We start from the raw sequence: 12035 nt of genomic DNA on the forward strand, positions 1-12035 counted from the left end.
CACTGTGTCGCGGGGGCGGGACCGGCCGCCGCCGATCGCGCGGACTACCGCAGGCCGTCCGGCACCCGGGCGTAGCCGCTCGCCCGGGCCGTGAACGTGCCGCGGCCCTGGGTGCGGCTGCGCAGCCGGGTCGCGTAGCCGAACAGCGCGGCCAGCGGCACGGTCGCGCTCAGCACGGCCGTGCCCGCCCGGACGGACTGGCCGGTGACACGGCCGCGTCGGGCGGCCAGGTCGCCGAGCACCCCGCCCACGGCGTCGCCGGGCACGGTGACGGTGACCTCGGCCACCGGCTCCAGCAGGGCCGTGCCGGCGGCCCGCAGCGCCTCACGGAGCGCGAACCGGCCCGCAGCCCGGAAGGCCGCCTCCGAGGAGTCCTTCACGTGCGTGGCCCCGTCGGTGAGCGTGACCCGCAGGCCGGTGACCCGGTGACCGCCGAGCGGCCCCTCGGCCAGTGCGTCCCGGCAGCCGGCCTCGACCGCCCGTACGTACTCCCTGGGTACCCGGCCGCCGGTGACCGCCGAGACGAACACGAAGTCGTCGTCGTGGGGCTCCACGTCGATCACCACTTGGGCGAACTGCCCGGCGCCGCCGTCCTGTTTGACATGCCGGTGCACCCATCCGGCCACGCCGCGCACCACGGTCTCACGGTGGGCGACCTGCGGGCGGCCGACTCCGACCTCCAGCCCGTGGGCGCGGCGGACCTTCTCCACCGCGACCTCCAGATGCAGTTCGCCCATGCCGGACAGCACGGTCTGGCCGGTCTCGGGGTCGGTACGGACCGTCAGCGACGGGTCCTCCTCCACCAGCCTGGCCAGCGCCACCGCCAGCCGGTCGGTGTCGCCGCTCCGGCGCGCCTCGACCGCGACGGTGACGACCGGCTCGGCCGTTCCGGGCGGTTCGAGGACCAGGGGCGCCGCCGGGTCGCACAGCGTCGAACCGGCGCCGGCCGCCTTCACGCCGACGACCGCGACGATGTCGCCGGCCACCGCGCGGTCGACGTCGACATGCCGGTCCGCCTGGACCCGCAGGATGCGGCCGATGCGCTCCGTGCGCCCGGCCCGTGCGTCCAGCACCGTGTCCCCCTTCCCGATCGTGCCCTCGTACACCCGCAGATACGTCAGCCGTCCCGTCGCGGTCGCGGCGACCTTGAACACCAGCCCGGCGAAGGGCAGGCACGGGTCGGCCGCCGTGCGCACCGGCGGGACGTCCAGCGGCGACGGCAGGTACGCCACCACGGCGTCCAGCAGCGGCTCGATGCCGCGGTCGCGGTAGGCCGATCCGCACAGCACGACCACGCCCTCCCCGGTACGGGTCAGGTCGCGCAGCGCCGCGCGCAGCGCCGCCTCCGCCACCTGCCCGTCCGCGCAGAACTCCTCCAGCGCGGCGGGGTGCAGCCCGGCCACCGTCTCCTCCAGCAGCCGGCGCCGGCGCCACGCCTCCTCGCGCAGGTCGTCCGGCACCTCGCCGTCCTCGTACGTCTCCCCGCCAGCCCGCCACGTCAGCGCGCGCATGCGCAGCAGGTCCACGACCCCGGTGAAGCCGTCCTCGCGCCCGACCGGCAGCTGCACGACCAGCGGAACGACGTGCAGCCGCTCGGCGATCGACGCGACCGCCGCGTCCAGGTCGGCCCCGGTGCGGTCCAGCTTGTTGACGAACGCGATCCGCGGCACGCCGTGCCGGTCGGCCTGCCGCCACACCGACTCGCTCTGCGGCTCGACGCCCGCGACGGCGTCGAAGACCGCGACGGCGCCGTCGAGCACACGCAGCGAGCGCTCCACCTCGTCGGAGAAGTCCACGTGGCCCGGCGTGTCGATCAGGTTGAGGCGATGGCCGTCCCAGTCGCAGCTCACCGCCGCGGCGAAGATGGTGATGCCGCGGTCGCGCTCCTGCGGGTCGAAGTCGGTGACGGTCGTGCCGTCGTGGACCTCGCCGCGCTTGTGGGTGGCGCCGGTGAGGTACAGGATCCGCTCGGTGACGGTGGTCTTGCCGGCGTCGACGTGGGCGAGGATGCCCAGATTGCGGACGGCGCGGACGGCGGTCAGGGGTGGGACGGTGCGCATGGCCCGTGGCCTTTCGGGTGATCAGGTGTGATCGGGAGAAGGGCGGCGCGATTCCCGGACGTGACGCCCCGGCACGGGGCGCGGGGGGACCCCCGCGGTGACCGGGGCAGCGAAGGCTGCGGTCCTGCGGGGGATCAGAAGGTCGTCGCGGGCGTCCGGTGCCGGCCGCGCAGCCGGCACCGGGCCGCGGAAGACACCAGGATCACCTCGTGGCGTGACGGGGGAACGACGGCTGCGGTGCGGCAACGCACGGCCCGGCTCCCCTCGTTCGGCACGGAGCGCGCCGCGATGTCGGGCGGCGCGTGATCGACCGCGAGCGTAGCGTGCGGTACGCGTCCGGGTCACCAGATTTACCGCACCGCGGCACGGTCCCCGCGGCCCCCGAATGCGTGCGGCACGAGCCCCGGGTGGTCCCGCCGCGCACCGCACACACCGTCAGCCTCGGGCCGCAAGCGCCTCCGGCGCTGCCGGGCGGCCCCGTGACGCGCAGCACCCGGGCCGTGGAGCGACAGCCGGACCTCAACCCGCAACGGCGCGGAACGCCCCCACCGTCAGCTGCCGCAGACCCGGACCGCAAAGCCTCCCGCACCGCCGGGCGGCGCCGTGACGAACCGCATCCCGGCACAACTCCCGCATGAGGGAGCCGCGGACACCGATCACGAGGAGCCGCCCGGCACCGGGCCGCGGGTGGTCCCGTCGCGGCCTGCGGACGCCGCCAACTCCCGCAGGTCCGGCCCCAGAGGCCAGCGGCGCTGCCCGCCCGTGCCATGACGAGACGCCTCCCGGCACGACTCCCGCACGGGAAGCAGCGCACACCGACCGCGAGGAGGCCCGCAGCGGCGGCCGGCAGCCGGACGCGCGACCGCGCTCACCGTCGACTCCCGGAACCCCGCGCCCCGGCACGACCCCCACACCGGCAGCAGCCGGACCCCGACCGGCCACGGCGCGGAACGCACGCAGCGTCAACTCCCGTAATCCCGCGCCGCAGACGCCTTCGGCACAGACCGCTGGTGCCGTAACAGGCCGCGCCCCGGCACGCCCCGCACGGGGACGCAGCGGACACCGGTCACGAAGAGGCGCGCCGCACCGTCAGCTCCCGCAGGCGCCCGGCCAGGCGTAGTCGGGCAGCAGGCGCTGCCAGCGCTCCCGGCCGGAGGGGCCCGCCAGACGGCACAGCCGGGCGGTGCGGTGGCGGACGTCGGGGTCCCAGAGCCGGATCGTGCCGTCGTTGCCCGCGCTGGCCACGGTCGCCCCGTCCGGGCTGAAGGCGACGCTCCACGCGGCCCGGGTGTGGCCGGTCAGGGTGGCGGTGAGCCGCCGCGCCGCCGGGTCCCACAGCCGCACGGTGCGGTCGTTGCCGCTGCTGGCGAGCGTCCGGCCGTCCGGCGCGAAGGCGACACCGCGCACGGAGCCGGTGTGGCTGGTGAGGACGGCGGCCGCGCGGGCGTGCGGCACGTCCCACAGCCGTACGGTGCCGTCGTTGCCGCTGCTGGCGAGCGTCCGGCCGTCCGGCGCGAAGGCGACGCCCCGCACGGAGCCGGTATGCCCGGCGAGGACGGCGGTGACGTGCCGGGTGCGGGTGTCCCACAGGCGCACCGTCAGGTCGTCGCTGCCGGTGGCCAGCAGACGGCCGTCCGGGCTGTAGGCCACGCAGTTCACGAAGTCGGTGTGCCCGGAGAGGACGGCCACTTGGCGCCGTGTGGCGGTGTCCCAGAGGCGGACGGTGCGGTCGGCGGAGCCGGTCGCCAGGGTCCGCCCGTCGGGGCTGAACGCGAGGGAGAACACGGCGCCCTCGTGGCCGCGCAGGACGGCCGCGCTGCGCCGCGTCCGGGTGTCCCACAGCCGTACGGTGCGGTCGCCGCCCGCCGAGGCGAGCCACCGGCCATCCGGGCTGTACGCGACGTCGTAGACCGGGCCGCTGTGACCGGTCAGGGTGTACGCGAGGACGTGCCGGGCCGTGTCCCAGACCCGTATGCCGCCGTCGCCCCCGGCCGAGGCCAGGGACCGCCCGTCGGGGCCGAAGGCGGCCTTCCACACCTCGGTGACGGGAGTGGCGGCCAGCGTGCTGCGGCGCAGGTCCCACAGCACGACGGTCCTGTCGAAGCCCGCGCTCGCGACCAGGTCGCCGCGGGCGGCCACGGCGACGGCGAGCACGTAGTCGGTGTGGCCGGTGAGGGTGCCGACCGGTAGGTGGGTGCGGGTGTCCCAGCGGATGACGGTGCCGTCGCCGCCGGCCGACAGGACGGTGTGGCCGCCGGGCCCGAAGGCGAGGCCGTTCACGTCGTCGTCGTGGCCGGCGAGCGTGGCCGTGCGGCGCAGGGTGGCGACGTCCCGCAGCTGCACGGTGCGGTCGGCGCCGCCGCTGGCGAGGGTGCGTCCGTCGGGGCTGAACGCCAGGGCGAGCACGTCGCCGCTGTGTCCGCGCAGGACGGCGACGCTCCGGCGGGTCCGGGTGTTCCACAGCCGCACCGTGCGGTCCGCCCCCGCCGAGGCGAGCAGCGCGCCCCGGGGGCGGAAGGCCAGCGCGAGGACCTCGTCGGTGTGGCCGGTGAGGACGGCGGTCCTGCGGCGCGTGGCGACGTCCCACAAGCACACCGTGCCGTCACTGCCCGCCGATGCCAGCGTGCGCCCGTCGGGCGCGAACGCCACTGCGCGTACCGGCCCTTGATGGCTCTTCAGGACGGCGACGGTGCGGCGGTGGGACACGGACCACAGCCGGACGGTGCCGTCACTGCTCGCCGAGGCGAGCAGCCGCCCGTCGGGCGAGAAGACCACCGACCTGACGGGCCCGCGGTGCCCGGTCAGCACCGCCGCGCCGGTCCGGGAGGCGACGTGCCACAGCCGCACCGTGCGGTCGGAGCCCGCCGAGGCCAGCAGCCGCTGGTCCGGGGAGAAAACGACCGCGTTGACGGCGCCCGTGTGCCCGGTGAGCCGCCCGGCGAAGGCGTCGGCCTGCGTGCTGAGCAGTGCGCCGCGGGCCTCGGTGGTGGGCGCGGTGCGGTAGGCGGCCTCGGCCAGCAGCATCGCCGCCTCCGGTCGTCCCACGGCCAGTTGGGCGGAGCGGGCGGCCATGGCCTGCGAGAGCGCGGTGGCGCGCTGCCGGTCGGCGGCGAGCCGCTGCTCCACGGCCACCCCGCCGGCCAGCACCGCGAGGACGAGCAGCACGGCCAGCACCACCAGGCCGATCCCCTGCTGCCGGGCCCGGCGGCGTGTGAGCAGGCGGCGCAGGTCCTCCTCGCGGGTGGAGGCGGTGAGGAAGTCGCCCTCCGCCGGGCTCAGTTCACCGGGCCGGCGGCCGGGCCCGGCCGTCCACTCGCGGGTGGCGGCCAGCCGGGTGCCGCGGTAGAGCAGCCCGGGGTCGTGGCCCTCGCGCTCCCATTCGCGGGCGGCCGTGGTGAGTTGCTGGTGCAGCAGGAGGTCGGCGCGGGCGGCGTGCACCCAGGTCCGCAGCCGCGGCCAGGCGCGCAGCAGCGCCTCGTGGACGATCTCCACATGGTCGGCGCCGACGGTCAGCAGCCGGGCCGCGACGAAGGCGTCGAGCGCGGCGCGGGCCGCTGGGGCGTCGGGCAGTCCGTCGAGGAGGTCCGCGGTGCCGCGGGGCCGCCGGGACTGCTCGTTGTCCTCGCCGACCCGCACCAGCCGCAGCAGCAGCCGCCGGGCGGCCTCCTGCTCAGCGGGCGACAGCGCCGTGAACAGGGCCTCGGCGGCGGTCGCGACGGAGCCGTGGATGCCGCCCGCGGCGAGGTAGCCCGCGACGGTCATGGTGCGGCCCGACCGCTGCCGCCAGGTGGCCATCAGGGCGTGGGCGAGCAGCGGGAGCGTGCCGGGAGATCCGCCGTCCTGGGGCCCGGCGCCGCCCGGCGTCTCGGCGCCGAGGTCCCGCAACAGCAACTCCACCAGGCCGGCTTCGAGCTCGGTGCCCTCCTCCTCCGCGGGCCGCACGATGCACGCGCGCAGTTCCCCGGGGCTCATGGCGCCCAGCGCGAACAGGCCGTCGCTGATGACTGGCACGAGGGTGGGATGGTCCAGGCAGCGCCCGGTGACGTCGGCGCGGATCCCGAGGACGACCGCGGCGTCGCCGGACGCCGCGAGGCCGGTGAGCGCGGCGATGAAGGCACGCCGCTCGGCCTCGTCGTCGCAGAGGGTGAAGGTCTCCTCGAACTGGTCGACCACGACGGCAAGTCCCGCGCCCTCCGCGCCGGGCCCGAGGGCCGCGACGAGGGCGGCCGCGCGGGCCGCGGGCGGTCCCTGGTCCGGCAGGTCGTCGAGCCCGCCCGCGGGCGGCACGGCCCGCAGCGCGTGGACCAGGGCGTCCAGCGGCCGGGCGGTCGGCGTGCACACCACGACCGGCCAGTGCCCGTACGGCCCCCCGGCCAGGGCGGGGACCAGACCGGCCCGCAGCAGCGACGACTTCCCCGCCCCGGACGGGGCGACCACCGCCAGCGGCCCCTTGCCGACGCGCAGTTCGAGGCGTTCGAGGAGTTCCGCGACGGCCCGTTCCCGCCCGAAGAACCGCGCCGCGTCCTCGGTGCCGTACGCGGACAGGCCGGGATAGGGGCCGGGCACCGTCTCGTCGTCCCCTGGCGGCGCGGACGGCAGCAGGGCGAGCAGACCGCCCCCGGCTTCCAGGGCCTCGTCGCAGAGCCGCGCGAGCTCGGCGTTGACCGGCTTGCCGCCGGTCTCGATCTTGCTCAGGTACCCCTTGCTGTAGTGGGTGCGGCGTGCCAGCGCGGCGAGCGACAGGCCCCGCTCCAGGCGCAGTTCGCGCAGGGCAGGACCGAACGCCCTCGCCGGCGCCGAGGGTGCGGTCGATTCGTCCGGTGTCCGGTCCATCCGCTCCCCGCCGCGTACGGCGTGGTGTACGCCGTTCCCTGTCACCGGCGGCTCCGCCGGTGTGCCCTTCAGCAAGATCATGAGCGATCGCGGGCGGGGAACGGTTCCCGGGGACGCCACGGAGGGCAGGCGCACGGGTGAGATCAAGCCACGGGCCGGCGTCGGCCCACCACCCCCGTGAGAGGTGGGACGACGCCGCCCGTGGCGGTCGGGACGCGGCAGTGCGGGGACGTGCGGACTCGGCGGCGATACGGCCGCGGCCTCTGGCGGCCGGCTCCCCGTCGCCCCGAACGTCCCGTCACAAAACGGCGGTTCGCCGAATCCGGCGGGCGCCCGCCCCCTCCGTGTGGGCGCCGGCGACCGGATCGGGCGCTGCAATCCGCCCGTTTCCCCTCCCCCATCAGGCGACGGCCCGCACCACCTCACTCCCGTCCGCCACAAGGGTGGCCTCCAACCGGCCGCCGCTGACAGGGGTTTCCCGTTTCCTCTTGCCCTCCCGGCCGGAAAACACCTGGTGAGAGCGGTCAACTGGGCGGACCTCGGCGGGGGTGACGGCGTCACGAACCTGACGCGGCTCCCCGCCCCGGCGGACCGGCGCGCCCCCGGCGGCACTTGTCCGGATCTCGCTGTTCCGCTTCCCGGGCCGTCCCGTCGCCCCCCTCGCGGGCAACGGGCGCCTCACACCGTCAGGTGTCATGGCAGCGCCGGACGCGGTCGGCCCCCGAGCAACCGTGCCCTGGACCAACCGATCGCTAGCCTCACGCAGGGCGGTGTTGACGGTGTCCCGCTTCGTGGAAGTGCCCAGCTCCTTGGCCGCGGCTTCCACCCGTCCGGGCCGTCGGTACCGGACACGGATCCAGGCGCGGAACACCCCCCACCGAGCCGAAGCGTCACGCGTCAGCGCGTGGTGCGCACCCCGTCCAGCGCGACGCCGATGACCCGGTCGCGCTGGATCTCGTCGGGGAAGTAGGTGGAGCTGATGCCCGCGACCATGCGGAGCAGGTCGTCGAAGGACACGTCGGTGCGCGCCTCGCCGGCCTTCTGGGCGCGTTCGAAGAGCGGGCCGCCGGCCTGGTACATGGAGTCGCGGCAGGCCAGGAAGACGTCGGACTCGTTGTTGAGGGCCTCGCGGATGGCCCGCTTGGTCACGGTGTAGTCGACGAAGCGGCGCAGCCAGGACGTCAGCGCGTCCCAGGGTTCCAGGGGGGCGACGTCCTGGGCGACGCGGCACAACTCGTTGACCTCGTCCGCGTAGACGGACTCGAAGAGGTGCCGGCGGGTGGGGAAGTTCCGGTAGAGCGTGGCGATGCCCACACCCGCGCGGCGGGCGATGTCCTCCAAAGAGGCCTCGGCGCCGTTCTCGGCGAAGGCCTCGCGGGCGGCCGCCAGCAGGGCGTCGTAGTTGCGGGCGGCGTCCCTGCGGTGCGGGCGCTGGGCCGCGACGATCTCGCTGACGGGAAACGGCTGGGCCGTCACTTCTGCCTCCCCGGCCGGAACAGTTTGAAGTGGAGGAGTGCCTCCGCTACAGTGGAGGCGTACCTCCACTTTAACGCAGGGGGCGCACTTCCGTCGACACGTGTCATCCCCACGCGCCGGCCGCGCCCCGGTTCGCCCCATTCCGGGCCTTGCACCGACGCAACGCCCCTCCAGCGACTTCCGGCGGACTCCGGCGCGCCCGACGCGGCCCGCGCCCCGCCCGGCCGGCACCACCAGCCCGCTCATCACACCGCGACCGGACGCTTCCGCGGCCGGCCGCGCCCTGTCCGGATTCGGAGAGGCTCCTTCATGCCCCGACGCTCCACCCGCCTCACCTTCGCGGTCCTCGCGACCGGTGCGGGCGTGTTCTCCATGCTGCAGTCGCTGATCGCCCCGGCCCTGCCGACGGTCCAGCACGCGCTGCACACGTCCCAGTCCACCGCGACCTGGGTGATGACGGCATACCTGCTGTCCGCCTCGATCTTCACGCCGATCCTGGGCCGTCTCGGCGACCTCGTCGGCAAGAAGCGCACCCTCGTCGCCGTCCTCGTCGTCCTGACGCTCGGCTGCCTGCTCGCCGCGCTCGCCCCGACGATCGGGGTCCTGATCATCGCCCGTATCGTCCAGGGCATCGGCGGCGCCCTCTTCCCGCTGTCCTTCGGGATCATCCGCGACGAGTTCGCGGCGAGCCGGGTCAGCCCCAGCATCAGCAACCTGTCCGCGGTGATCGCCGCCGGCGGCGGCGTCGGCATCGTGGCCGCGGGCCCCATCGTCTCCGCCCTCGACTACCGCTGGCTGTTCTGGATCCCGGTCGGCATCGTCGCCCTCACCGCGCTCATCGCCTTCCGCTACGTCCCCGAGTCCCCCAGCCGTGCCGAAGGACGCGTCAACTGGCTCGGCGCCGCCCTCCTGTCGAGCTGGCTCGTGGCCCTGCTCCTGCCGCTCAGCCAGGCCGGCACCTGGGGCTGGACCTCGGTCCGCGTGATCGGGCTGTTCGTCGCCGCCGTGGTGCTCTTCGCCCTCTGGCTGCTCGCCGAAGCCCGCTCCCGCCACCCGCTGATCGACCTGCGCATCATGCGTCTGCGCGCGGTGTGGACGACCAACGCCGCCGGTCTCCTCTTCGGTGCCGGCATGTACGCGATCTGGTCCTTCCTCCCCGGCTTCGCCCAGACCCCGCGTTCCGCGGGCTACGGCTTCGGGGCGAGCGTCACCTCGGCCGGCCTGCTGATGCTGCCGATGCTGATCGCGATGTTCTTCTCCGGCGTGCTCAGCGGCCGCCTCGAGCCGGTCGTCGGCGCCAAGCGCCTCCTCGTCGCCGGCGCCGCGCTCGGCGCCGTGGCCTGCGGCTTCCTCGCCGCCTGGCACGACCAGCAGTGGCAGGTCGCCACTTCCGCCGGCATCTTCGGCCTCGGCATCGGCCTCGCCTTCGCCTCGATGGCCAACCTCATCGTCCGCAGCGTCCCGCCGGAGCAGACCGGCGCCGCCAGCGGCATGAACGCCAACATCCGCACCATCGGCGGCTCCATCGGCGCCGCCGTCACCAGCGTCCTGGTCACCAGCCGTCTGCAGCCCTCCGGCCTGCCCTACGCCTCCGGCTACACCCACGGCTTCGCCCTGCTCGCCGTCCTGCTCCTCGGCGCGTCCCTCGCCGCTCTCCTGGTCCCGGCCCGTCGGAGCCGGCACGCCACGGGCAGTGCCGTCCGCGCCTCGGACACCCCGGCCCTGGCGGAGGCCAAGGCCGAGGTGGCGCCGGTCACGAGCGGCTGACCCGCCGCGCCCCACGGCACACGAAGCCGCCGCCGGTCACGGGAACCCCCGCGGCCGGCGGCGGCTCACCCGTAGCCGGTGAACCGGCCGCCCGTCGCGGGCCGCCCGGGTCCCCTGGGCGGCCGGGGCCGGCGGCTGCCGCATGCTCCGGGCGGTCGCCGGCGGTCGGGCCGGGCCATCAGGCCGCCTCGTGAAGGATGTTCTGCTCCACCCACACCGTCTTGCCCGTCGCCGTGTAGCGCGTGCCCTGGGCCTCCGTGAGGTGGGCGACGATGGACAGGCCCCTGCCGTTCTGGTCGCTGAGGGTGGAATGGCGCGCGTGGGGGGCCGCGCTGCAGACGTCGGAGACCTCGCAGATGAGCGTGCGGTCGCGGATGAGGCGCAGCCGGATCGGACCGCTGGAGTAGCGGACCGCGTTGGTGACGAGTTCGCTGACGACCAGCGTGGTGGTGAAGGACAGCTCCGGCAGGCTCCAGTCGGTGAGCTGGCCGTCGGCCCAGGCCCGGGCGTCGGAGACGGCGGCGGGGTCGTTCGGCAGCTCCCACGTGGCGACGTCCACCGGGTCCAGGGTGCGGATGAGGGCCGCGAGGAGCACGGGCTCACGGCGGCCGCCGGCGGTGCAGGCCAGCGCCACCGAGACGGCGGTCTCGACGGCGTCCTCGGGGTCGTCCCCCGTCGGCGGCACGATGCGGATCGCGGGGGCCGCGCCCGACCCGCCGTCCGTGCCGCAGCTGAGCAGCAGGATGCTCCCGGAGGGCACCTCGAACTCCGCCACCGGCTCCGCGGCCATGGGCGCGGAGTCCTCCGTCCCCGCCCGGTCGGGCGGGGGGGCGTCCGAGGGGAAGGCCGGCTCGGCTCCGGCGTCCCCGCCGGCGGCGGCCGTGCAGCGACGGGTGACGGGGTCGTAGACCGCCAGCAGGCAGTGCGTGGGGGCCTGGGCGGCCCCCGCGCGGCGGCCCAGCCGGGCGATGACCTCGCCGGGGTTCATGTCCAGCAGCAGCAACGCGCGGATCGCCGCCCTGACCTGGCTCATCCCGGCCGTGGCGGTGATGCCCGCGCCCTCGGCCGTACCCGCCACCAGGGCCACCCGGGCACTGGGGAGCGGCACGACGTCGATCCAGGACCCGGGCGCCGAGGACTCCGGGACGTGCCCTCGCACGGCCGCGAGCGCGCTGACCGCCGGGGCGTCCGACTCGTGCAGGGCCTCCTGGAGGAACCGCGCGGCGGCCTCGTGGACGAGCCGCCGCCGCTCGCACTCCAGGAGCCGGGCGGTCCTGCGGCCCAGTCGGCCGGCCTCCCGCAGGTCGGCCTGCGAGAAGGCGGGCGACCCGGCCGTGCGGTAGAAGGCCGCGAGCCCGAGCAGCATCCCGCCCACGTCGAGCGGCACCACGAGCACGGAGTGCGTGTGGCTGCCGCGCATCAGCGGGGCGCGCACCGGGTCGCGCAGGAGCCAGGCGGTCCTCGCGTGCAGATTGAGGACGATGCGCGGGCGCAGGTCGACCAGTGACGCGTGGTACGGCGTGCGCACCGGCAGTTCGCTGACCTCCCCGACCTCGTACGCGCGGGGAATCTCGTCGGGGAGGACCGCGCGGAAGGCCCCGCGCCGGAAGTCGAGCACCATCGCGGGCAGCCCGGACATCGCCGCCCGTTCGCTGACCGTGGCGTCCGACACCTCCACGGCGGCGAAGTCGGCCACCGATGGCACGGCGGCGTCGGCGAGTTGCTGGGCCGCTTCGTACGACTGCGGCTGGTCCGGCGGGACGGTCTGGGGCTGGTCGGTGACGCAGTACATGTCGCTTGCCTCGGTTGGACGGGGACGTCGGCTGGGGACGGCTTTTCGTCGCTGCTTATGAGCCTGCCCAATGGATGGGAGGAGCGCATCCCGCCAGGTCCGCAGTC

At 75.5% G+C, this 12035-nt stretch carries 5 protein-coding genes; 1 reads left to right on the top strand and 4 read right to left on the bottom strand.

The window, feature by feature from the left end; genetic code table 11:
- Nucleotides 1–44: 44 nt before the first annotated feature.
- From fusA to RV983_RS06925, 3 genes are all read right to left on the bottom strand, one after another.
- Nucleotides 45–2060: an elongation factor G gene (gene fusA / locus RV983_RS06915; protein ID WP_475984898.1), complete on the bottom strand. Its 2016-nt coding sequence runs from the start codon at nt 2058–2060 to the stop codon at nt 45–47.
- A 1089-nt stretch (nt 2061–3149) separates the two neighbouring features.
- Entirely contained in the window at nt 3150–6974 is a 3825-nt protein-coding gene (locus RV983_RS06920; protein WP_475984899.1) for an nSTAND1 domain-containing NTPase, read from the bottom strand.
- Nucleotides 6975–7790: 816 nt separating this feature from the next.
- Nucleotides 7791–8369, bottom strand: a complete 579-nt coding sequence (locus tag RV983_RS06925; RefSeq protein ID WP_475984900.1) for a TetR/AcrR family transcriptional regulator — start codon at nt 8367–8369, stop codon at nt 7791–7793.
- Nucleotides 8370–8678: 309 nt separating this feature from the next.
- On the opposite strand from RV983_RS06925, the gene RV983_RS06930 reads away from it, so the two are divergent.
- Nucleotides 8679–10136 carry an MFS transporter gene (locus tag RV983_RS06930; RefSeq protein ID WP_475984901.1) on the top strand — a complete coding sequence of 486 codons (1458 nt, stop codon included), beginning with the start codon at nt 8679–8681 and terminating at the stop codon, nt 10134–10136.
- 178 nt (nt 10137–10314) lie between these two features.
- Here RV983_RS06930 and RV983_RS06935 read toward each other — a convergent pair whose 3' ends face one another.
- Entirely contained in the window at nt 10315–11928 is a 1614-nt protein-coding gene (locus tag RV983_RS06935) for a SpoIIE family protein phosphatase (protein ID WP_475984902.1), read from the bottom strand.
- Between the last annotated feature and the right edge of the window lie 107 nt (nt 11929–12035).

The sequence above is a fragment of the Streptomyces sp. RLA123 genome (genome assembly GCF_056270165.1).

Bases quoted from the DNA above. Each gene is read 5' to 3' on its own strand.
- RV983_RS06935 (WP_475984902.1), bottom strand. From the start codon at position 11,928: ATGTACTGCGTCACCGACCAGCCCCAGACCGTCCCGCCGGACCAGCCG.
- fusA (WP_475984898.1), bottom strand. From the start codon at position 2,060: ATGCGCACCGTCCCACCCCTGACCGCCGTCCGCGCCGTCCGCAATCTG.
- RV983_RS06920 (WP_475984899.1), bottom strand. From the start codon at position 6,974: ATGATCTTGCTGAAGGGCACACCGGCGGAGCCGCCGGTGACAGGGAAC.
- RV983_RS06930 (WP_475984901.1), top strand. From the start codon at position 8,679: ATGCCCCGACGCTCCACCCGCCTCACCTTCGCGGTCCTCGCGACCGGT.